General features: G+C 33.4%; 23 protein-coding genes and 1 tRNA gene. 18 read left to right on the top strand and 6 right to left on the bottom strand.

Going from position 1 to position 23575, the window contains the following annotated elements:
* Positions 1-1399 (top strand): DNA recombination protein RmuC (gene rmuC, locus SFT90_07600; GenBank protein MDX1950340.1); only part of this gene is annotated, 1399 nt, incomplete at its 5' end.
* A 64-nt stretch (positions 1400-1463) separates the two neighbouring features.
* Positions 1464-2315 carry a rhodanese-related sulfurtransferase gene (locus SFT90_07605; protein MDX1950341.1) on the top strand — a complete coding sequence of 284 codons (852 nt, stop codon included), beginning with the start codon at positions 1464-1466 and terminating at the stop codon, positions 2313-2315.
* 361 nt (positions 2316-2676) lie between these two features.
* On the opposite strand, the gene ccmC is transcribed toward SFT90_07605, so the two are convergent.
* The 3 genes from ccmC to ribH are packed head-to-tail and all read right to left on the bottom strand — an operon-like array spanning position 2677 to position 4244.
* Positions 2677-3372: a heme ABC transporter permease CcmC gene (gene ccmC, locus SFT90_07610; GenBank protein ID MDX1950342.1), complete on the bottom strand. Its 696-nt coding sequence runs from the start codon at positions 3370-3372 to the stop codon at positions 2677-2679.
* 11 nt (positions 3373-3383) lie between these two features.
* The gene (locus SFT90_07615) at positions 3384-3809 is read right to left on the bottom strand and encodes a transcription antitermination protein NusB (protein ID MDX1950343.1); all 426 of its coding nucleotides are present in this window, start codon (positions 3807-3809) and stop codon (positions 3384-3386) included.
* Between the two features lie 6 nt (positions 3810-3815).
* Positions 3816-4244: a 6,7-dimethyl-8-ribityllumazine synthase gene (gene ribH, locus SFT90_07620; GenBank protein ID MDX1950344.1), complete on the bottom strand. Its 429-nt coding sequence runs from the start codon at positions 4242-4244 to the stop codon at positions 3816-3818.
* A gap of 231 nt (positions 4245-4475) precedes the next feature.
* On the opposite strand from ribH, the gene SFT90_07625 reads away from it, so the two are divergent.
* On the top strand, positions 4476-4751 hold the full coding sequence (locus SFT90_07625) for an HU family DNA-binding protein (GenBank protein ID MDX1950345.1): 276 nt from the start codon (positions 4476-4478) through the stop codon (positions 4749-4751).
* A gap of 170 nt (positions 4752-4921) precedes the next feature.
* A tRNA-Val gene (locus SFT90_07630) sits at positions 4922-4997 on the top strand.
* A gap of 13 nt (positions 4998-5010) precedes the next feature.
* Here SFT90_07630 and SFT90_07635 read toward each other — a convergent pair.
* Entirely contained in the window at positions 5011-5379 is a 369-nt protein-coding gene (locus SFT90_07635; GenBank protein MDX1950346.1) for a DUF2237 domain-containing protein, read from the bottom strand.
* 117 nt (positions 5380-5496) lie between these two features.
* Here SFT90_07635 and SFT90_07640 point away from each other — a divergent pair, with 117 nt between their 5' ends.
* Together SFT90_07640 and SFT90_07645 are read left to right on the top strand one after the other, a co-directional pair.
* On the top strand, positions 5497-5901 hold the full coding sequence (locus tag SFT90_07640; protein ID MDX1950347.1) for a hypothetical protein: 405 nt from the start codon (positions 5497-5499) through the stop codon (positions 5899-5901).
* Positions 5902-5945: 44 nt separating this feature from the next.
* On the top strand, positions 5946-8009 hold the full coding sequence (locus SFT90_07645) for a TonB-dependent receptor (protein MDX1950348.1): 2064 nt from the start codon (positions 5946-5948) through the stop codon (positions 8007-8009).
* Here SFT90_07645 and SFT90_07650 read toward each other — a convergent pair.
* Positions 8006-8899, bottom strand: a complete 894-nt coding sequence (locus tag SFT90_07650) for a DMT family transporter (protein MDX1950349.1) — start codon at positions 8897-8899, stop codon at positions 8006-8008. The two genes, SFT90_07645 and SFT90_07650, sit on opposite strands and share 4 nt — an antisense overlap.
* Before the next feature lie 60 nt (positions 8900-8959).
* Here SFT90_07650 and SFT90_07655 point away from each other — a divergent pair, with 60 nt between their 5' ends.
* Both SFT90_07655 and SFT90_07660 read left to right on the top strand, forming a co-directional pair.
* Positions 8960-10645, top strand: coding sequence for a cation:proton antiporter (locus SFT90_07655; GenBank protein ID MDX1950350.1), 1686 nt, complete (start codon positions 8960-8962; stop codon positions 10643-10645).
* A gap of 60 nt (positions 10646-10705) precedes the next feature.
* On the top strand, positions 10706-12745 hold the full coding sequence (locus tag SFT90_07660; protein ID MDX1950351.1) for a TonB-dependent receptor: 2040 nt from the start codon (positions 10706-10708) through the stop codon (positions 12743-12745).
* Here SFT90_07660 and SFT90_07665 read toward each other — a convergent pair.
* Positions 12742-13278, bottom strand: coding sequence for a hypothetical protein (locus tag SFT90_07665; GenBank protein ID MDX1950352.1), 537 nt, complete (start codon positions 13276-13278; stop codon positions 12742-12744). The genes SFT90_07660 and SFT90_07665 overlap by 4 nt on opposite strands.
* A gap of 78 nt (positions 13279-13356) precedes the next feature.
* On the opposite strand from SFT90_07665, the gene cmk reads away from it, so the two are divergent.
* The 10 genes from cmk to SFT90_07715 all read left to right on the top strand — a co-directional run.
* On the top strand, positions 13357-14007 hold the full coding sequence (cmk, locus tag SFT90_07670) for a (d)CMP kinase (protein ID MDX1950353.1): 651 nt from the start codon (positions 13357-13359) through the stop codon (positions 14005-14007).
* A gap of 115 nt (positions 14008-14122) precedes the next feature.
* A complete protein-coding gene (locus SFT90_07675; protein ID MDX1950354.1) occupies positions 14123-14563 on the top strand; it encodes a helix-turn-helix transcriptional regulator in 441 nt (146 codons plus the stop codon).
* A gap of 92 nt (positions 14564-14655) precedes the next feature.
* Entirely contained in the window at positions 14656-15417 is a 762-nt protein-coding gene (gene lptB, locus SFT90_07680; GenBank protein MDX1950355.1) for an LPS export ABC transporter ATP-binding protein, read from the top strand.
* Between the two features lie 218 nt (positions 15418-15635).
* The gene (locus tag SFT90_07685) at positions 15636-17390 is read left to right on the top strand and encodes a 30S ribosomal protein S1 (GenBank protein ID MDX1950356.1); all 1755 of its coding nucleotides are present in this window, start codon (positions 15636-15638) and stop codon (positions 17388-17390) included.
* Between the two features lie 115 nt (positions 17391-17505).
* Positions 17506-17928, top strand: coding sequence for a DNA-directed RNA polymerase subunit omega (gene rpoZ / locus SFT90_07690; GenBank protein ID MDX1950357.1), 423 nt, complete (start codon positions 17506-17508; stop codon positions 17926-17928).
* Positions 17929-18226: 298 nt separating this feature from the next.
* A complete protein-coding gene (locus tag SFT90_07695; GenBank protein MDX1950358.1) occupies positions 18227-18604 on the top strand; it encodes an HIT domain-containing protein in 378 nt (125 codons plus the stop codon).
* 3 nt (positions 18605-18607) lie between these two features.
* Positions 18608-19972, top strand: a complete 1365-nt coding sequence (radA, locus tag SFT90_07700; protein MDX1950359.1) for a DNA repair protein RadA — start codon at positions 18608-18610, stop codon at positions 19970-19972.
* A gap of 76 nt (positions 19973-20048) precedes the next feature.
* A complete protein-coding gene (locus SFT90_07705; protein MDX1950360.1) occupies positions 20049-20375 on the top strand; it encodes a ferredoxin family protein in 327 nt (108 codons plus the stop codon).
* Positions 20376-20449: 74 nt separating this feature from the next.
* The gene (locus tag SFT90_07710) at positions 20450-22495 is read left to right on the top strand and encodes a PAS-domain containing protein (protein ID MDX1950361.1); all 2046 of its coding nucleotides are present in this window, start codon (positions 20450-20452) and stop codon (positions 22493-22495) included.
* Positions 22496-22681: 186 nt separating this feature from the next.
* On the top strand, positions 22682-23575 hold an 894-nt coding region (locus SFT90_07715; protein ID MDX1950362.1), incomplete at its 3' end, for a 2-isopropylmalate synthase.

The raw sequence follows: 23575 nt of genomic DNA on the forward strand, positions 1-23575 counted from the left end.
TAAATTTAATTTACTCAATATGGAAAATTTTGTTATCATTTCTGCCTGCTTGTTTTTAAGCCTTTTTTCAATTTTTATTGCTTTTTATTTCTTTCAAAAAATAAAAAACAACCAAGTTACTATAATTGAACAACTCAACCAATCCTTAGTGCCAGAAATAAGGGGTCTAATAAATTCAGAAATAAAAAATTTTCGTGAAGAAAATTCTTTTAACCTTCGCCAAAATAGAGAAGAGCTTGGAAATTCTCTAAAAAATATCTCAGAAGGTCTATCAAATACGCTAAATTTTAATCGTGAAGAAATTAATAATTCTTACAGAAACACCGCAGAAAGCCTTAGTAATTCTCTAAACAACAATCAAGAAAGAATAAATATTTTAACCACAAGGCTTACTGATCAACTAGATAAAGTTAAGGAGCTTATTCAAAATCGCTTAGATTTTATTCAACAAGAGAATGCTAAAAAGCTAGATGAAATGCAGAAAATTGTTGATGAAAAATTACAGAAAACTCTTGAAGATAGACTTGCAAAATCATTTAATTTAGTAAGTGAAAGGCTTGAAATTGTTCATAAAGGGCTTGGTGAAATGCAAACTTTAGCAATTGGCGTTGGCGATTTGAAAAAGGTTTTAAGCAATGTTAAACCTCGAGGAATTTTAGGTGAAATCCAACTTTACTCTCTGCTTGATGCTGTTTTAAGCCCTGATCAATATGTTAAAGATTTCTCTCCGGTTGAAAATTCTCTGGCCGTGGTTGAATATGCAATAAAATTACCGGGTAAAAATGATGAAGGAGTGCCGGTTTATCTGCCAGTTGATTCAAAATTTCCGCTAGAATCTTATAATAGAGTGCTTTGTGCTTATGAGGCCTCCAACATTGAAGAAGCAAAAATTGCTATGAAAGCGATGGAAAATGACATTAAAAATTTTGCAAAAGATATTAGTAAAAAATACATAAATCCGCCTATTACTACAGATTTTGCAATTTTATTTTTACCAACTGAAGGCTTATATTCTGAAGTTGCTAGGAATAGCTACCTTATTGAAGAGCTCCAAAAAAATTACAAAATTATTATCGCAGGACCAACTACACTAGGCGCATTACTAAATAGCTTACAGATGGGCTTCAAAACTCTTGCAATCCAAAAAAGATCCGGTGAAATCTGGAAAGTTCTTGGCGAAGTTAAATCAGAATTTACTAAATTTTCTGATCTACTCAACAAAGCAAAACAAAAAATTAATCAGGCCGGTAAAGAGCTTGATGTTCTAATTGGCACTAGAACAAACGCAATAAATCGCAGGCTACAAAAACTCACAGCCGTTGGTGAGCTTGAAAATAAAGATATTAATCTTGAAGAAGAATTAGCAAATCACCTTGAGGTTGAAAAAGAAGCTGCTTGATTTTTATCAAGCCATATTTTGTTTTGTTGGCTATTGGAAAACAACTCAAAATTCTAAATTAAAAATGACAATACATAAAGACTCAATAGAAATTCGTGCATTTTATAGGTTTGTTGATGTTCCAAACTTTGAAGAGTTGCAAGAGCCAATGCGAGATTTTTGTAAATCAATCGGCTTAAAAGGAACAATTCTGCTTGCACACGAAGGTATAAACTCAACAATTGCAGCACCAAAAGAAGTAATGGAAAAATTTTGGGATTATCTAAACCGCATTACATATTTCAAAAATATCCCATATAAAGTTAGCTTTGCTGATCACCAACCATTTGATAGAATGAGGGTTCGCCTTAAAAAAGAAATTGTGCGAATGGGCATTGAAGATTTGGATATTTCCAAACGCGGTGAATATGTTAGAGGCGAGGAGTGGGATAAATTGATTTCTGACCCTGAAGTTTTGTTGGTGGATACAAGAAATAGTTATGAAATTGCAATCGGCACTTTTGAAAATGCTATTGACCCTAAAACTGAAGATTTTAGAAGTTTTCCAAAATGGGTAGAAGAAAATCTTGACCCAAAAAAACACAAAAAAGTGGCAATGTTCTGCACTGGTGGCATTAGGTGCGAAAAATCAACTTCTTTGCTTAAAAATATGGGGTTTGAAAATGTATATCACCTTGATGGCGGAATTTTGCAATATTTAGAAGATACCAACAATAAAAATAACAAATGGCAAGGCAAATGCTTTGTTTTTGATGATAGAATTGCCGTTGATGAATTTCTTAAACCTGTTGAGGGGCATATTATCTGCAAAAAATGCTCTCGCCCATTAGAAATTTCTCAAGAAATGCGAAATAAAAATAACAAAGGTGTTTCCTGTGAAATGATTGGTTTAACTTGCGTTGAATTTGCACATTAATTTAGCCCGCAACCTCTTAAACCTTTCAGATGAACACTTCTAGAGTTTAAAAACTCTAATCTTGTTATAAAATTATTGTTAGATTTTTTTATATCACTCCATTTTTGGACAATATAATAGTCATCTTCAATCATATAAAAAGTCTTTTGAAAGTTATAAAATTCGACTTTATCTAGAAGATCGTCTCTGTTTTTGTCGTATTTAGAAAATGTTTCTTCATGCAATGTTCTATTAGCACTTTCAGACATAACGCATGACAAGCAAATAAATGGCTTAAAACAGATAAATAAAAATAATATATTTATAAATTTTTTCATGTAAAAAACAAAACAGATTTAAGTTAATAAAAAATTAATTTTAATTACCTCTTTACTAAAGAATTCAATTCCGATTTTACTTTAAGTAAAAAAATTAGAAGCATTAGGCATAAATAAAAACTAGCCATAAGCAAAAGTGGCTCTAAGATTTCTGGGTGGAGTGAAGGTTTCTCAAACTTAGAGAGGCTTGCGGGCTGATGCAAAGTATTCCACCAATCAACTGAAAATTTTATTATCGGCAGATTCACACTTCCAAAAATAGCCAGAATGGAAGTTGCTTTATAGGATTTTTCTTTATCATCTGAAGAATTTATAAGTAACCTCAAACCAATAAAAAGAAAAAATAAAATTAAAACCGAAGTCAATCTTGCGTCCCAAACCCAGTAAACGCCCCAAGTTGGCCTGCCCCAAATTGCACCAGTAATAAGACAAATTAAGCTAAATGAAATTCCAATTGGTATTAAAGATTTCAAAAAAATCGCACTTAATGGGTTTTTCCAAACCAAATATGAAAGCCCTGATAAAGCACATAAAAAGTATGCTGAGAGTGAAAACCAAGCAGATGGAACGTGAATATACATTATTCTAACTAATTCCGCTTGCTGATAATCAGATGGAGAAAAAACAAGTGCTGAACTTAAACCAAAAATAAAAACCAAAAAGGTCAAAAAGGATAATGGCTTTATAATAAAATCAAAGATCTTATTGAATTTAGATATTGTAATTAAATGATTAAACATATCTAAGAAATTTATTGTGCTTTTACAAATCTATCTAAAACTGCATTAACGAAACCAGCTTCAGTTTTGCTAAAAAAATCTTCAGTAATTTTTATATATTCACTAATTATAATTGCTCGTGAAGTCTCTTTATCATACAGAAGCTCAGCAAAAGCACCACGCAGGCAAGAATATAAAAGCGGGTTAAGCTCTTCAACCTTTTTGGTTTTATCAAGATATTTTTCAATAATGAACTTTATTGACTCCTCTTCATCAAGTGCAAAATTAAAAATTTGTTTGCAGAAATTATTTTTTACTTTTGAACCATCTGCTTTTATTTCGGCAATAGTATGAGATAAAATATCTTCTCTATTTTCAAAGGAATCAAAGCTATCAATGTTAAGGCTATACAAAGCTTGCACAACAGCAAGCCTAGAATTTGATTTTGGATTACTCATAGTTTTTTAATTACAAAATTTCTTTTTTAATTCTATCATTTCTAAACAAACATTAGCTGCAAATGCTCCTTTGTTTTTCTTTTTTCTATCTGCACGCTCCCAAGCTTGAGAAAAATTTTCACAAGTTATAATACCATAACCTATACATAAATTTTTTTCTAATGCCAATTTATTCAAGCCGCCAGCACTTTCCAAGCAAACATAGTCATAATGTGTGGTTTCACCTCTTATAACACAACCGAGTGCTATAAACCCATCATAAATATTTTTTTGTGATGCAAAATTTATTGCCGCAGGAATTTCAAATGCTCCAGAAATTGAAATTTTTTCATAAGAAATATTATTTTTTTCTAAAATTTCTATTGCACCTTGTGATAATTCATCTGCCAAATCGGCATAAAACCTTGCTTCCACAATGAGTATTTTTTTATCCATAAAAATTTGAATTATTTATATTTTATAATAACTTAACGCTAACACTTAAGTAATCTGCACCTATAAAAGAAAATTTAGCAAGTAATTTTTTTTCATTTTTTTGAATTTTTTACTTGTTTTTTTGTTAAAGATGTTTTTATGTAATCCTGTAAAGTGCAGATTTGCTTAATCATACAAGGTTAATATAATTTAGCACATTACTTTTTAATTAACAACCAATGGAGAAATCCCGTGAACAAAACTCAATTAATTGATTCAGTTGCGACGCAAACTAAAGGCACTAAAGCTGATGCAACTCGTTATATTGATGCAGTATTTGCAGCAATCCAAACATCACTTAAGAAAGGTAATGAAGTTAGACTAGTTGGCTTCGGAACTTTCTACGTTGCAAAAAGAAAGGCAACTACTGGTCGTAACCCAAGAACTGGTCAACCAATTAAAATTGCTGCTTCTAAACAGCCTAAATTCAGACCAGGCAAGCAATTAAAAGACACTGTAAATAAATAATTATTTACAAATATTTTTTTTAGAAAGGCGATTTATTCAAATCGCCTTTTTTTTGTTTCTGCATTTTTTTTGTAAATAATAACAGATGATTTATAAATTTTTTCTTAGAAATGCAAAATGGGCTTTACAAATATTTATTTGTTGTTAAAAAGCCGGTAGTTTCAATAAGGGGGCAGTTAGCTCAGTTGGTAGAGCAACTGGTTTACACCCAGTAGGTCGGGGGTTCGAGCCCCTCACTGCCCACCACTTTCAAATTATTCTATCTTGCTGAGTTTTTTTCTAAAATTTCTAAATCTATAAATTTAAGGGTTTTTTCATGAGTTGCCTCTAAAATTACAGGAGGTGCAAATCCTGCCTCATAAGCTTCAAGCCATCTCAAAGCACACAGGCACCATCTATCGCCAGCTTTTAAGCCAGGGAAATTATATTCCGGCCTTGGGGTTTGTAAATCATTACCCATAGCTTTTGTATAATTCAAAAACTCCTCAGTAACTATAGCTGCAACGATATGATTGCCTAAATCTTCTTTACCAGTTCTACAAAATCCATCTCTATAAAAGCCAGTCAGGGGAGATTCCGAGCAGAGTTTAAGCTTTTTTCCTAAAACATTTTTTTCTTCTTTAGCCATAGATAATTCTGCATTTATTAAATAAACGAAAAGTAGAAATATTAAAAACTTCATATTTTATTTGAGTTTGAAATTTTTTTGTATTACTAGAATTAAAAAAAACATTCTTACAAATTAATGAATTTTAATAAATTAATAACATTACTATTCATCTCAGCGTTGATTCTTAATATCACGCTGCCTTCTGTTATTTCTGGTGTAAAATTATTTAATATTGACATAGAAGCAAAAATTTTAACCAAAATTTTTGGTGATGAGATTGTTATTTGCTCCTCAGAAAATAAAGATAAATTTTACATCTCAAACTTCAATAATCTAAGTAAAGAAAAGAAAAATAAATTATCAAAAGATATTGATATTGCTCTTTCTAAAATCAAAAAGAATGATGATTTTTATTTTTCAGCTTCAAATGAAAAATTTATTTTATCTTTAAGTAATTATTTAATTTTGCCTAAAGAAAATTTTTCTAAAAGCATTTATAATAGTTATTTCTCTAGTCGTTCTCCGCCTTATTTTTTTTAGTTAATCAAAACTTTTTATACCAAAACTAAGAAAAATTTTACCCTATGAAAAATAATTATTTTGGCATTTTTGCCACTTCTATTTTGCTTCTAAATGCAAGTAATTCCTTCGCTTCTAACAATATTACGCTTGATACTATTATTGTTAAAGGCAGTAAAAATAAGAAAACCCTCACTTCATTTACTGAAGAAGAATCTAAATATCAATTAAGTAAAATCGCTGGTGGAGCCTCTGTGGTTACTAAGTCGGAACTTAAAAATAATCGAGCTGCAAATTTTAGAGATGTTTTTGCCTTTACCCCCGGTGTATTTGCACAGACTAGGTATGGTGAAGAATCTCGCCTTAGCATTAGGGGAGCTGGCCTTTCAAGAACTTTTCACTTGAGAGGAATAAAATTATTGCAAGATGGCGTGCCTATAAACCTTGCAGATGGTGCAGCAGATTTTCAAGAGTTTGATCCATTTTCATATTCTCACATTGAAGTTTATAGGGGTGCTAACGCATTAAAATTCGGTGCGAATACACTTGGTGGTGCGATAAATTATGTGACGCCAACTGGCTATAATGCTGATAAATTAAATTCTCAGGCAATGCTTGGAAGCTTTTATACTAGAAGGCTTGGGGTTTTATCAGGTGATGTGATTGGGGATTATGATTATTTTGCCTCTGCTTCAAATTTTTTCTCAAGGGGTAATAGAGATAATTCTCGCCATAATAACACAAGAGTTTTTTCAAATATTGGTTATAAATTTGATGAGAATTTATCAACTCGCTTTTATTATACTTTCGCAAATATAAATCAGCAAATCCCGGGTAATTTAACAAAATTGCAAGCTGAAGCAACTCCTGAAAGAGCTAATGCATTAGCACTTTCGGGCAATCAAGCAAGGGATTACTTTCTGCATAGATTAGTAAATAAAACTTCTTTTAAGAAAGATAATTTAGAGATTAATGGTGGCGTTTTTACTAATCAAAAAGATTTATATCACCCGATATTTCAAGTTATTGATCAGCAAACCAATGATTATGGAGCTTTTGCAGATAGCAATATTGATTATAAAATCTTAGGCCTTAATAATGAAACAACTTTTGGCACAAATATTTTAAGTGGCAGAACAATAGCAAAAAGATTTGTAAACCTAAATGGCGTTTCACAAGCAAGAACTGATGACGGCTTGCAAAAAGCTAAAAACCTAGATTTATTTTTTGAAAATAGGCTTTCAGTTAAGGAAGATTTAGATTTTATTTTAGGCTCGCAAGCAATTTTTGCCAAGAGAGAACTTGGCGATTTTTTTGTTTCTGATGGAGTTAGAAGCTCTGATAAATTCTACAGAGGTTTCAGCCCTAAAATTGGCTTTTTATATCAATTAAACCAGTCAGTTTCTTTATTTACAAACTACTCGGCTGCTTATGAGCCACCTACATTTGGTGAGTTAACTCAGAGTTTGCCCGGCGTTTCAGGCCTTGCGAATATTGAAGCTCAACGATCAAGAACTCTGGAGTTTGGCTCTCGTGGAAATTTTCAGAATATAAACTGGGACGCAAGCTGGTATTATAGCAAAGTGAGAGATGAACTAATGACTTACGCTACAAGCCCTACTACATCTGCGGTTCTAAATGCTGATGATACTATCCACGAAGGCGTTGAACTTGCTTTATCTGCAGTCCTTGCGGATAATTTTTTCAGGGAAAATGATAAAATATCTACAAGGTTAAATTATCTTCATAATAATTTTAGATTTGATAATGACAGGCAATGGAATAATAATTTTATACCCGGTATTCCTAGCGATTTTGTTATGTTTGAAGCAAGATATGATACTGGGTGTGGATATTATATTGCACCGAATGTGGAATATACTATTGAGGGCTTCCCTGCGGATTACGCTAATACATTATATACAGATAATTATTTCGTTGCGAACCTAACTGCTGGTTATGAGATTGATAAAAATATAGAAATTTTTGCAGATGCAAGAAATTTGCTTAACAAAAACTATATTGCTACAAGTGGTGCGATAACTTCTCCAACATCAACAAATCAGGCAATTTTTACCACTGCAGAAGGTAGAAGTATTTTCTTCGGAGTGAATTATAAATTGAATTAGGATTTTGATTTCCTAATTGAAACTAATATCCCTACTAAGATAAATGTAAAACCTAAAAAGTGATATAATTTTAATGGTTCAGAAAGCGTTATAACCGCTAAAATGCTTGTAAAAACTGGCATTGTGTAATATATCAAACTGGTTTGCACTGCCCCTACCCTCTTTGTGGATTCCTGCCACGCAAGCCACGCAAGGCAGGAAGAACCAACGCCTAGGTAAATATAAACACTCCACGCATCAAAAGTAAAAGGTGTTTCTGCCACACTTAAATACTCCCATATATAAAGAGGAAATAAAAATATTAATCCAACAAAAATTTGCAGAGTGAGAAAAACTTTTGCATCTAAATCCTTTGGTTTATAGTGCAACATAGCACTCCAGCTAGCCCAGATAAGTGCGGAGCTTATGAGCATTAAATCGCCTAAATTCCATTTTAATTTCATTAGAAATTCAAAACTACCATGCGAAATCACTATTATTGCACCAGTAAAAGCTATTATGGCACCGATAATTTTATTTTTTGTAAGAGCTTCAAAACCTAGAATACCTGCTATCACAAGCGTTCCAATTGGTGAGATTGAAGAAATCAATGATATGTGATGTGCTGTTGTGTAATGTGCTGAAATATAAACTATTGTGTTAAAAACGCCTACCGCAAAAAAACCCATCAGAAAAATGTATTTCCAATTTTTTTTAATTATCTGAATTTGTGAAGAAATTTTTTTATAACTTATTGCAAGCATAACTACAAAAGCAACTATCCAACGCCAAAATGCAAGGGTAATTGGAGGGATAAAATTATGCACCCCCCTTGCAATTACAAAACTCCCTGCCCATATCAAACAAGAAAACAAAGCAAGAACTAGATATTTAGTATTTTTATTTTGCATTTTACTAAGAAAAATTTTAGCCTGATTTTTAATACAGCCAAAATATATTATTACAACCTAATGCAAATTTTAGATTTCATACATCAATCACCTTTTTATGAATTTGCTTCATTATTAACGCTTTCAGCGTTGATTGGTTATATTGGGCTTTTATTCCGTCAACCGATGATTGTTAGCTTTATAATTGTTGGTGTAATTTCTGGGCCTTCAGTGCTAAATATTATGCAATCTTATGATAATATTGAACTTCTTGCTGAAATTGGAATTGCAATATTGCTATTTTTAGTTGGGTTAAAACTAGATGTAAATCTTGTAAATTCGCTTGGTAAAGTTGCGATTGCAACTGGCGTTGGGCAAGTTTTCTTTACAGCTTTAATAAGTTTTTCGCTTGGATATTTGATAGGGTTGGATAATTTTACAAATTTTTATATTTCTTTTGCAATAACTTTTTCAAGCACAATTATTATTGTAAAATTACTCTCTGATAAAAAAGAGGTTGATTCGCTTCATGGAAGAATTGCCATAGGCTTCCTTATTGTGCAGGATATTATAGTTGTTGTTGCAATGATGATTCTTTCAACGCTAACCTTTGATGAAATTTCAACCACTCAAGAAAGTAAAATAGCTTCAATACAAAAGATACTCCAAGTTTTTGGTGGAGGAGCAGGATTTTTAGTTTTTATATTTTTATTCGTAAAATTTTTTGCCAATAAATTAATTAATAAAATCGCCCATTCAACAGAATTACTGGTTATTTTTGCGATAACTTGGGCGGTTTTACTTGCAACTATTGGTAGTTTAATTGGCTTTAGTAAGGAATTAGGGGGCTTACTTGCTGGCATTTCACTTGCATCAACACCCATAAGAGAAGCAATAATTGCAAGGCTTTCATCTCTTAGGGATTTTTTATTATTATTCTTTTTTATAACTTTAGGCTCAAAATTAGATATTAATTTAATCTCAGAAAAAATAATTATTGCTTCAATCTATTCTGTTTTTGTCCTGCTATTAAAACCTTTGATAATGTTGATTATCATGGCTTTGATGGGCTACAGAAAAAGAACTAGCTTTTTAGTTGGAACATCAATTGCACAAATAAGCGAGTTTTCACTTATCTTTATGGCGATGGGCGTTTCACTTGGTCATATTGATAAAGAATCTCTCGCATTATTGACTTTAATTGGCCTTATTACAATTTCTCTCTCAGTTTATTTCATAAATTACTCGCATAATTTATATGGAATTTTTGAGCCTTATCTTGGAATTTTTGAAAAAGATATAAAAAATAAAAATGAAAATGAATTACATAAAATCAAAGATTCATATGATGTTATCTTATTTGGTGCTGGCAGATTTGGTAGTGCAATTGCTGAAAAACTTAAAAAGAAGTGTAAATTATTAATCATTGATTTTAACCCATCTGAAGTAAAAAAATGGCGAAGAAAAGGCTTTCAAGCACTATACGGCGATGCATCTGATCAAGAATTTATCTCTCATCTTCCTCTAGATGAAACAAAATGGGTTATTTGCTCAATCCCTAAAATTGACTTAGGAATTGCCAATGAAGATTGTCGCTTTATATTGCTTGATGCATTAAAAAGAAATAAATTCAAAGGCAAAATTGCTATCTCTACGCAATATATTGAAGAAAAACCAATTCTTAAATTTAAGGGTGCAGATGAGGTTTTCCTCCCCTTCCAAGATGCCTCCGCATTAGCAGTAGAAAAAATATGTAAAAATATTTAACTCTTGATTTATAAAATTTTCTAATTAGTTATGTTATAACATAACACAAGCCATAGAAAAATGTTTAACAAAAGTAATCTATTCTTTTTTGCAATCTTATTATCATTTTCACTAACTTCAAACTATGCTGTCGCACAATCTGCAAACTTAGATGAGGTTGTAGTTTCGGCTAACCCTCTAGAGAAAAACTCTAAGGAATTTGCAAGGCCAGCTAAGGTTCTTAAAAATGAGGAACTCAATAGAAAAAATTCAATTACACTTGGTGAAACATTAAAGCAAGAGCTTGGTGTTCATTCAAGTTTTTATGGTGCAGGTGCAAGCAGGCCTATTATTCGAGGTTTAGATGGCGATAATATCGCAATTTTACAAAATAGTATTTCAGTGATTGATGCTTCTGCTGCATCACCTGATCACAATATTTCTATAGACCCATTTTCAGCAGAAAAAATTGAAATTATTAGAGGGCCTCAAGCTTTATTTTATGGCTCAAAGGCTATTGGTGGCGTAGTAAATATTTTAGATAGCAGAATTATTGAAGAACAACAAACCGAGTTAGTTTCAGGTGAATTCAACACTAGATATAACACTGGTGATAGAGAGAGAACCGCCGGCATAAAACTTAAAGGTGGCGAGGCAAATTCTGGCTTAAATTATTATTTTTCTGGCGTTGCAAGAGATACTGATAATTATGATATTAATGGCTTTGCTAGAAGCGAAGCACTTAGAATTGCTGACCCACTAGCTGATGAAGTAAGTAATAAATTATTAAACTCTCAAACTGATTCAGTAAATGGAACTTTCGGTATTTCAAAAGTTTATGATGATGGCTTTTTAGGTGTTTCATACTCTGCATTAAATAATAATTATGGCATTCCAGTTGAACCTGAAGAAGGTGAAAATATTCAAATGAAATCTCGCAGATTTGATGTTTCAGGCGGTAATGAAAAAGTAAATGATACTATTAAAAAACTTACATATAAAATTGGCTTTACTGATTATAATCACACTGAGTTTGAAGGAAATACTCCTGAAACTTCATTCAAAAATAATGGCTTTGATGGAAGAATTGAATTAACTCACAACCCTATAAATGGCTTTCAAGGTGCAGTTGGCTTACAAAGCACCTTAATTAATGCCTCAGCCGTTGGGGAAGATCCATTCGTTCCGCTTACTAAAACACTAACAAATTCTGCTTTTATTTATGAAGAATTACCTTTTGATAGATACTCCCTAATGTTTGGTGGCAGGGCTGATTATCAGCAAGCAGAATCTGAAGGCGGTGCAACATTCGGCAACCCACAAGATAGAAATGATTTAACTTTTAGTGGCTCAACTGGAATTAAATATTTTATTGATGATGTATATACTTCAAACTTTAATTTAAGCTATACGGAAAGAGCTCCAAACCAAACTGAACTCTACGCAAATGGCCCTCATGGTGCAACTAGCACTTTTGAAGTTGGTGATGCTAATCTTGATATTCAGCGTTCATTCGGTGCGGATTTATCTTTCAAAAAAGAAGTAGGCGAATTAACTGGTGAGTTAAATTTATTCTATAATCGTTTTCAAAACTACATTTTCCTTAATCCGACCGGCGTTGTAGATGGTGGAAGTGGTTATGAAATATTCAATTTCACTGGTGTTCCTGCAGAGTTTTTTGGCTTTGAGTTGGCTTCAAATTACAATCTAATTAATGAAGGTAATAATAAGCTAGATTCAAATGCGAGCTTTGATTATGTGCAAGCGGAAAATACTAGAACAGGACAAAACCTGCCAAGAATTTCACCTATGAGGGTTGGTGCTGGACTTGCTTACACTAACAAATCTTTAATTGCGAGCGTGCAAAACTTTTATGTTTTTGAACAAGATGAAATAGCTGCCAATGAAACAAAAACTGATGGCTATAATATGCTAAATTTAGCTCTAGATTATAATTTATCTGAGTTTAATTTGAACCCTGAAAGCAAAATTGAGCCCTCAATTTATCTGCAAGCTAATAATATTCTTGATGAAGAGGCTAGAGTTCACAATTCCTTCATCAAAGATTCTGCACCCCTTATGGGCAGAAATTATATGATGGGCTTAAGAAGCAGGTTTTAGTTTTTCCTAACTTCCTTAATAGATTTTGCAACTTCTCTGAAATTATCTTGATATTTTTGCATATCATCTTTAGGGCAGGAAAAGTTAAAAGAGAAAAAACTATCACCAATATATCTAAAAGCCATAACATTATACATCATTTCACCTTGCTGATTTGGAATTAAAACCTCAACAAAAGCAAGGGTTCTGCCCCTTATAACATCACTTGTAATTATGCGATGCTCTGGGTAACTTGCCCTTAAATTTTCTTTAATATCCCTAAAAAAATGAATGATAGTCTGTCTATCACCAACATTTTTAACTAAACTCATTGAAACTAAAGCAACGCCATCAGCATCAGTTAAAACAATTTGTGGGCGGTTCGCTTCATCTGGAAATCTCTCTGCAACTGATTTAATATCAGCCTCATAAAAGTCATTTGGTATTAAAACCGAAACTTTATTTTCAAAAAATAAATTTTCCCTTAAGCCCGCAGCTTTACTTAAAAATGGAATAAGAATAACAAGAGTAAAAAATAATAAGATTTTCCGCATAAAAGGTTTCTATAAAATTTATTATAGCATTTTGCATTTATAAAAGTTAAAAAGTAAAGTTTATAAAAATTTTTATTTATGATTATCGCAATAGATGGCCCTGCTGGTAGTGGAAAAGGCACAATAGCAAGAATGCTAGCTGAAAAATTTAACCTAGAATATCTTGATACAGGCAAACTATATAGAGCGGTTGCTTTGCAATCTCTAATTAGTTTAGGTTACTCAGAGATTGATAATTCATTACAAGTAAGCCCTGAAATTCTTAAAGATGAAGCGGTAAAAATTTCTAAAAATTTAGATTCTAGCTTTATAAAATCACCAATTATTGAAACAGAAATTGTTGGTAATTTCGCTTCAATAGTTTCTGAAAATTTAGAGGTGAGAAGAAATCTAATTGATTTTCAGCGTAGGATTGCGAATTCTCCAAAAGGTGCAGTCTTAGATGGCAGAGACATAGGAACTATAATCTGCCCAAACGCTGATTATAAATTCTTTATCACTGCAAGCCTAGAAACTAGAGCAAAAAGGCGTTTTGAGCAACTGAAATCCAACCCGAATATTACTTATAACCAAGTTTATGATGATATCAAACGCCGTGATGAGCGTGATAAAGCAAGGGTTTCCGCACCACTAAAACAAGCCAAAGATGCAGAAACTATAGATACTTCAGAGCTTTCCATTCAAGATGTATTTAATAAAATCTCCAACCAGATATCTTCTAAAAATTAAAATAACTCCACTTTTGAAAATTGTTCTTGAAACTAATAAATTTATTTCTATACATTAAAAAGTTGTTCTATTTTGAGACAATTTGAGGTTGAAAATCTTACATTAAACACAACCTATGGTTACTAAAAAGAAAGAAAAAGATGCCGTAATTGGCAGCAAACTGAGGCAGCTTCGCAACATTAAAGGCATTAGCCAAAGTGTACTTGCAAATGAAGCTGGAATTACTTTTCAGCAAGTTCAAAAATATGAAAAGGGCGTGAATAGAATTTCCGCTGGCAGACTTCATGATTTCGCAGAAATTCTTGGCGTTGATGTGAACACATTTTATAATGAGTTTGGTGATTATTCATACAACCAAGATTCCTCTAATAAAAAGTTTGCTCTCGCCGAAGATAATAAAGAAGATAATTTTCAAAAAAATGCTTCTGAGGTGCAGAGTTTTATAAACTCTAAAGAAACTACTACTCTATTAAGAGAATTCTTCAAAATTAAAGATATAGAAAAAAGGAAAAATATTATTGAATTTATCAAAGCGATGAATAGATCTGAAAAATAATTTCCATTTTTTTTAATTTTTACCAACAATTTCTTGATAGTTCTAAATTTATATTGTAGCCCTCAATATTCATAATTAATTCAACTCTGTAAATGGCTAGAAGACCTATTACAAAGCATCTTCACGATGATAATTTTGGCCTAGAGGCAAAAAATCTTGGTAAAACTTACGGCGAAAAACCTGTTGTTCGTGATATAAGCTTTTCTTTGAAATCTGGCGAGGCAATTGGCATTTTAGGCCCAAATGGTGCGGGTAAAACCACTACATTTTATATGGTAATGGGGCTTATTAAACCTGATTATGGCAACATAATTCTGCGTGGTAAAGATGTAACTTACCTGCCAATGTATCAGCGTGCAAGAATGGGCTTGGGATATTTACCACAAGAGGCCTCGATTTTCAGGGGTTTATCAGTTGAGCAAAATATTATGTCTATCCTTGAAATTACTGAGCCTATCGCCTCTAATAGAATTGCAAAACTTGAAGAGTTACTAGCAGATTTCTCAATCAATCACATTAGAAAGTCACTCGGAATTTCACTTTCAGGTGGCGAAAGAAGGCGCGCAGAAATCGCAAGGGCATTAGCAAGCGACCCCCTCTTTATGCTGCTTGATGAGCCACTTGCAGGTATTGATCCTATCGCAGTTGCAGAAGTTAGAAATCTGATTGCAAAACTAAAAGATAGAGGAATCGGCGTTTTAATTACAGATCATAATGTTAGGGAAACCCTCGGAATTGTTGATAGGGCTTACATTATCCACGACGGAGTTGTTTTAGAAGAAGGCACACCTGATAAAATTGTCAATTCCCAAGCGGTAAAAGAAGTATATCTTGGCGAGCAATTTAGTTTGTAAATAATTCTTGAAATACCTCAAAAAAACCTATATAAGCCCTGAGCTTTTATTTAATTCATATTATTTCAGGGCGGTTTTTAGTTTTTATTTACACAAATATTTACACCCAAAAGCTAAAAATTTTTATCAACCAACCCCGCAGTGTAAGCGGATTAATACTTTATATATTTGCATTAACACGATGATTTATATAAAGTTTTCCAATTAAGGAGATTAAAATGGGTAAACCTAGAGCAGCATATCAGTTTGAATCTGATTATCAAACCAGTGAGAATTTCTCTCAATTATTTGATGTAAACTCAATAGAAAAATTAGAAGAAGGCAGCACCGTTAAAGGTATAGTTGTTGCAAAAGATGATGAAGCAGTGCTTGTTGATATTGGCTTCAAAACAGAAGGTAGAGTATTAGTTAGAGATTTCCCTGATTCTGAAAGGGATAATGTTGAAATCGGTGATTCTGTTACTGTTTTCGTTGAAAGGCTTGAAAATTATTATCAAGAAATCGTTCTTTCTAGATCTAAAGCAGTTCAGGAAGAAACTTGGAGCAGGCTTGAAAAAGCAATGGCTAAAGCTGAAAATGTTGATGGCGTTATGACATCTCGTGTTAAAGGTGGCTTTGTTGTTGATTTAGGTGGCTGTTTAGCATTCTTGCCGGGTTCACAGGTTGATGTTCGCCCAATTAAAGATGTTACACCTTTGATGAATATTGTTCAGCCATTCCAGGTTCTAAAAATGGATAGAGTTCGCGGAAATATTATCGTTTCTCGTCGTGCTATTATGGAAGAATCCCTCACTGAGGAGAGATCAAAAGTTCTTGATAATATTAAAGAAGGTGATGTTGTTGAAGGTATCGTTAAAAATATCACTGATTATGGTGCATTCATTGATTTAGGCGTTGTTGATGGCCTTCTTCACGTTACAGATATTTCTTGGAGCAGAATTAACCACCCTTCTGAAGTTCTTAAAGTAGGTGAAAAAATCTCCCTTAAAGTTATTAAATTTGATCAAAACAACAAGAGGATTTCACTTGGTCTTAAACAGCTTAAATCTAACCCTTGGGATAATTCTGATGGTAAATTTGCTGAAGGCACAAGGCACAAAGGCACAATTACAAATATCACTGATTACGGCGTATTTGTTGAGTTAGGCTCTGGTATTGAAGGCCTTGTTCACATCTCAGAAATGAGCTGGAGCAAGAAAAATGTTACTCCATCGCAAATTTACAAAAAAGGTGATGTTGTTGATGTAATGATTCTTGCGATTGAACCAGATAAACAAAGGCTCTCGCTTGGAATTAAGCAATGTATTGATAATCCTTGGTCGCAATTTGCACAAACTCACAAAAAAGGTGATATTGTTGAAGGCACTATTAAATCAATAACTGATTTTGGAATTTTCGTTGGCTTTGAAGATACAAATGAAGCTGATGGTTTAATCCACGCTAATGATTTATCTTGGACAGAAACGCCTGAAGAAGCTATCAAAAAATATGCTAAAGGTCAAAAAATCCAAGCTACCATTATTGATTTAGATCCATCTAAAGAAAAAATTGGTCTGAGTGTTAAACATTTAACTGGAGATCCACTTGCATCAGCTTTTGACCAATATGAGAAAGGTGGTGTTTATACTTTCACGGTTATTTCTTCTAATGAAGATGGCGTAACGGTTTCAGTAACCGAAGGTGTTACTACTCAAATTAAAAGGAATGACCTTTCTAAAGACAAAGTTGAATGCAGACCAGAAAGATTTTCCGCAGGAGACAGAGTTGATGCTAAAGTTACATCTCTTGATAAAGCTAAGAAAGAAATCAAACTTTCAATCAAGGCTTATGAAGTAGATGAAGAGAAAAAAGCTATAGAGAAATACGGCTCTGCTGATTCTGGTGCGGCTCTCGGTGGTATATTAGGCAAAGCTTTGAAATCAGCTGCAGAAGTAGCTGAAGAAGGAGATACAAAAACTAAAAAGAAAAAGTAATTAGGTTCTGGGGATTGGGAGTTGGTAGTTAGGAGTTGGGTTTTAATAACCCTAAAACAACCCAAGGCCCAACACCCAAGACCCAACACCCAAACAACCCCCAACCCCTTTATTTATGGCTCGTGTAACTATTGAAGATTGTTTAGAAAAAGTTGATGATAGATTTGAACTAGTGGCTCTTGCAGCTCAAAGAGCTAAAGAAATTTCTGCTGGTGCTGAATTGACTATTGAAAGAAAGGGCGAAAAAGATACCGTTATTTCCCTTCGTGAAATAGCTGAGGGCAATGTAACTATTGATAGCCTTCGTGTTGGTGTTGTTAATTCGCTTCAAAAAGAAAGAATTAGAAGTGAAGCTTTTGTTGCACCTGCAAACTCTAACGAACTTGCAATTTCAATTGAAGATGAAGAAGCTGATATTAAAGCTGCAATTGAAGAATCTGGTGATTCATATGTTAGCGAAGATGAGGAAAACCTTGAAGATGCAGGCTTTCATGATTCTGAAACAGGTGAAGAAAACCCTTCTGATGATGATAGATAATATTCAATAATAAAATCAATTTATATAAGCCCAGTTTTCTGGGCTTTTTTTATCTCAAATTAACACTTAATTTTGTATTGTCATAGCTAATATTTTCATCTTTATTGTAAGAATAAATTGAAACCGCATAAACTATAGCCAATATTAAAAAAACTTTGTTCATAAAAATATTTTTGGTTAGAACACTTCCAAATCTAATTAAATAGTTCTAAAATGAAAATAATTAGTAAAATGCTAACACTTGCATCTTAAAAAAATTTACTATTAGTGTTTCAAAAACCATAAAAATTGGAATTTTATGAATATCACCTACGATCAAAATAATATTTTTGCCAAGATTATCAAAAAGGAAATTCCAACTAAAATTCTTTATGAAGATGAGTTTTGCATTGCCTTTAATGATATTCAACCCTCTGCACCTATTCACATTTTAATTGTGCCTAAGGGGGAGTTTATTTCCTTTAATGATTTTGCTCTTAATGCAAGCCCTGAGTTTATCTCAGGATTTTTCAAATCTGTTCAAAAAATTGCGGAGCAAAATAATCTGATTGAAAATGGCTTCCGAACTTTATTTAATCACGGCAAAAATGCATCTCAATCTGTTTTTCATTTTCATGTTCATCTACTTGGTGGAAGGCCTCTCGGTGCGATTGTAGCAGGTGATACAAATCATTAAATTATGAAAAACAACTCAACATATGTATGTACAAATTGCGGTGCGGTTAGCCATAAATGGTCTGGAAAGTGCGAAGCCTGCGGGGAGTGGAACACGATAGTTGAAGAAACAAGTAGCTTTGCCGCAAGCAACCCTGCCCTGCTAAAAAAATCCAAAAAATCAGATGGTAAAACCAGCGAAATAGAATTTTTCTCCCTCTCAGAAGAAACTGAAATCAAAAATCGCTTAACCTCTGGAATTGAGGAATTTGATAGAGTTCTAGGCGGTGGCTTAGTGGAAGGCTCAGCAATTTTACTTGGCGGTGAACCGGGGATTGGTAAATCAACCCTTCTTTTGCAAACTGCATCACTGATTAGTAATTCTGGCAAGCAGGTTGTGTATATAACCGGTGAGGAATCAACTTCCCAAGTATCACTCCGTGCGAAAAGGCTTGGGCTTGAAAAATCAAATGTGAAAATCGCCAATGCAACAAATGTTAATGAAATCCTCTCAACGCTTAAAAAACAAAAACCCGATGTTGTGATTATTGATTCTATTCAAACGATGTTTCTACCAGCTGTTGAATCAGCCCCCGGAACGGTTACTCAGGTTCGTTTTTCAGCCCACGAATTAATCTCCTCTTGCAAAAAACTGGATATTGCCCTTATTTTAGTTGGGCATGTTACTAAAGATGGTCAGATTGCCGGCCCTAGAGTTTTAGAGCATATGGTAGATTGCGTTCTCTATTTTGAGGGCGAGAAAGGCTATAATTTTAGGGTAGTTCGGGCGGTTAAAAATCGCTTTGGTCCTGCTGGAGAAATCGGCGTTTTTGAGATGAACGAGCAAGGCTTGAAGCAAGTTACAAACCCCTCAGAATTATTTATTTCAGGCAAGCAGGAAAATGTTTCTGGCTCCGTAATTTTTGCTGGAATGGAAGGCTCACGCCCTCTTTTGGTGGAAGTTCAAGCATTAATAGCACCCTCTTTTATGGCATCACCAAGAAGGGCAGTAGTTGGCTGGGATTCTAACCGCCTAGCAATGATTATCGCCGTGTTACAAACCAGATGCGGTATAAAATTATTTGATAAAGAGATTTATCTTAATATAGCGGGTGGCATAAAAATTTCTGAGCCAGCAATAGATTTGGCCGTTTGTGCCGCGATAATTTCAGCGGTAAATGATGTGCCGATTAAAAATGATGCAGTTTTCTTTGGAGAAGTTGGGCTTTCAGGAGAGGTTAGGCCTGTCGCAAGAACGCAAGCTCGCTTAAAAGAAGCAGAAAAACTCGGCTTCAATCATGCCTACCTGCCAGATTCAAAAGAAAAACAAACTAAACTAGAAATTTTTGAAATTAATCACATCTCAAAACTAATTTCATTTTTGAAGTAGGTTTCTAAATTTTTTGAATCTTGATTTTTTGTTATAAAACTCTAATTAAAATTCCTATAAACCCAAATTCTCAACTATGACATATGTAGTTACAGATGATTGCATAAGATGCAAATATACAGATTGTGTTGATGTCTGCCCTGTTGATTGCTTTTATGAGGGTGAAAATATGTTAGTTATCAACCCTGATGAATGTATTGATTGTGGCGTTTGTGAACCTGAATGCCCAGCGGAAGCTATCAAGCCCGAATCAGACGAAGTGGTAAAATGGGTAGAATTCAACCGAAAATATTCAGCAATGTGGCCAAATATTGCGGAATCAAAATCAGCACCCTCTGACGCAGATAGCTGGAAAGGCAAAAAAGGCAAAATGCAATTTTTTAGCGAAAAAGCAGGTGGCTAGAATTTTTTATTAATGCATTATTTATTTTTTCTTTGTAGATTAAAAAAATATTTTTTAACCTTGCAGAAAAAATTGTGTTTGAAGCTATAGGAAATTTTATCAGGCAATTTGAAACCTTTGAAATTATAACATTTTCTGGGGTTTTACTATTTTTTATATTACTTTCTTTCTATGCAGTTTGGCAATCTTACTTGGCGGAAAAATATAAAAATTTGTTTCAAGAAATAAGCAAAGAAGCCAAAAGATTTCATAAACTAAAAAATACTTTTCAAACAGAATTAAAAACTTTTGCTGATTTACTAGATGAAATTAACTTTCCAATTTGGCAGAGAGATAAAAATCTAAAAATAGTATATTGCAACTCAAAGTATTGTGAGATTACCGGCGAAATTAGAGAAAGAATTTTAGAAACCGGTGATTTGGAATTATATAAAAACTCTCATAATGTAGCTTCTAAAGCTATAAAAACTGGACAAACCCAAGTTACTGAACAATTTGTTGTTATCTCAGGAACAAGCACGCTTTGCCAAATTGTTGAAATTCCGGTTTCTGATAAATCTTATGGCTTTAACGCAAAAACTGGCACAATCGGCTTCGCACTTAACCTTCACGAGCTTCAAGCAACTAGGGAAAGGCTAAAATTCAGTAATGAGCTTCAAAATAGGCTGGTTGAAAGTTTGAACAATGCGATTGCGATTTATGGCACAAATAAAAGGCTTGAATATTTCAATCAAGCGTTTGTGAATATGTGGAAATTAGACGCAGATTGGCTTAAAAAATCTCCCACTTATTCTGAAATTTTAGATGTTCTTCGCGAGAAAAGAAAGCTCCCAGAACAAATTGATTTCGTTAATTTCAAAAAAGAAAATGACGCAATGTTTAATAATCTTTTTTCTAAAAAAGAAGATTATTATTATCTGCCTGATAACTCAGTTTATAAAGTTGTTATAATCCCTTATCAACAGCGTGGTTTGCTGTTTTATTATGAAAATGTAACTGAGGAATTCCGCTTAGAAAGTGAATATAACACTCTTGTTTCAGTGCAGAAGCAAACGCTGGATAACCTCAACGAAGCCGTTGCCGTATTTGGTGAAGATGGCAGGTTAAAACTTTTCAACCCATCTTATAGCGAGATTTGGGGGCATTCCCCTTCCCTGCTCCACTCTGAGCCTCATATCAAAGAATTACTTGCAGAAGAAAAATATTTATACAGCTTCAATAATTGGGAAGAATTTGTTGATAATTCCATTGAAAAACTTCAAAAAAGAGAAATCTCCGAAAATAAAATTATTCGCACTGATGGCGTAGTTTTATTGCAACGCATCACACCCCTTCCAAATGGCGGAACGCTTATAACTTACTTTGATATTACCGATAAAGAAAATGTTGAAAAATCTCTTAGAGCAGAGAAAAAAGCCTATGAGGAAGCTGATAAAATAAAAACAAATTTCTTGAGCAATGTTTCTTATGAACTTCGCTCCCCTCTTACTTCTATAATGGGTTTTACTGAAATTTTAATGATGGAATATTTTGAAAAAATTGGTGTAAAAACTAAAGATTATTTGAAATCTATTTTTGATTCCTCAGTAAAACTAAAAAATTTAATTGATAATATTATCGAGGTTTCTTCTATAGATGCAGGCTTTGTTAATATTTCAAGAGAGCCATTTTCAATTAAAGAGGAGATGGTTAAAACTCTGCCGAATTTAGAAAATGAAGCCGAGCGAAAAAAAGTTAAGCTTTCCTACAAAATTCCAAGTGAAAATATCGCAATTACTGGTGACAAAGATAGAATTTTCCAAGCAATTAAAACCCTTATAAACCAAGCAATCAGCAGTGCGTCAGCCAAAAATGATAATAAAGGCAAGGTGGATTTTTTAGTTTCAAATAATAATAATTTTATCAGGTTTGAAATTATAGATAACGGCAACCCTATTTCAAAAGATGATTTACCCCTAATTTTTGACCAATTTTATAGGGCCCACAGCGATTCAATCTCCAATAATGGCATCGGCTTATATCTTACAAAAAGGATTGTTGAGCTTCATAATGGTTTTATAACTGCGGAGTCAGAAAATAATCAAAATAAATTTACTTTTGAAATCCCAAGAAATTTGTGATATTAGACTTTAGAATTATTAAAATTTATGTTTTAATTTGTTTCTAGTTTTGTCACCCCGCACTAGTTGCGGGGTTAATTGTTGAAAGTGCTTAAACACTATGCCTTAAGCGTGCTTTATAGTTAACCCCGCAACTAGTGCGGGGTGATAATTGAGAACAATTAAGTAAAATAAATACTATAAAAAATGAACACTAAAAAAGATAAAATAATTATATTTGATACAACACTTCGTGATGGTGAGCAATCTCCGGGGGCAACGATGAATGTTGCCGAAAAAATTATGATTGCAGATGTGCTTGATGAAATGCAAGTTGATGTTATTGAAGCTGGTTTTGCAATTTCTTCTAAAGGAGATTTTCAAGCGATAAATGAGATCGCAAAAAGGGCAAAAAATGCTTCGATATGTTCACTTGCAAGAGCGATTGAAAAAGATATTACTGCCGCTGGTGAGGCTGTTAAACCTGCTAAAAACCCTCGTATTCATACATTTATTTCAACCAGTGATATTCACTTAAAATATCAATTCAAAAAAACTCGTGAAGAAGTTTTAGAGATTATTGATAAAACCGTTGGTTTTGCTCGCAATTATACTGATAATGTTGAGTGGAGTGCGATGGATGCCACCAGAAGCGATTTAGATTACCTCTGCAAAGCTATAGAAACTGCTATTAAGGCAGGTGCAACTACAATAAATGTTCCAGATACGGTGGGTTATTCTATCCCGTCTGAAATATTCCAAATTTTTACGACAATTAGAAATAAAGTTCCAAATATTGATAAAGCTATACTCTCATTTCACGGACAAAATGATTTAGGCTTGGCGGTTGCAAATGCACTTTCAGCGGCTCAGGCGGGCGTTCGTCAAATAGAATGCACCATAAATGGAATTGGTGAAAGAGCCGGCAATACCTCCCTTGAAGAAGTTGTGATGGCAATCAAAACTCGTAATGATATTCTGCCTTTCCACATTGATGTTAAAAGCGAATATATAATGCGTGCATCAAAACTTGTAACTAACATTACAGGCTTGCAAGTTCAAGCAAACAAGGCGATTGTGGGGGCGAATGCATTTGCTCAT

The organism is Rickettsiales bacterium (genome assembly GCA_033762595.1).
Taxonomy (GTDB): domain Bacteria; phylum Pseudomonadota; class Alphaproteobacteria; order Rickettsiales; family UBA8987; genus JANPLD01.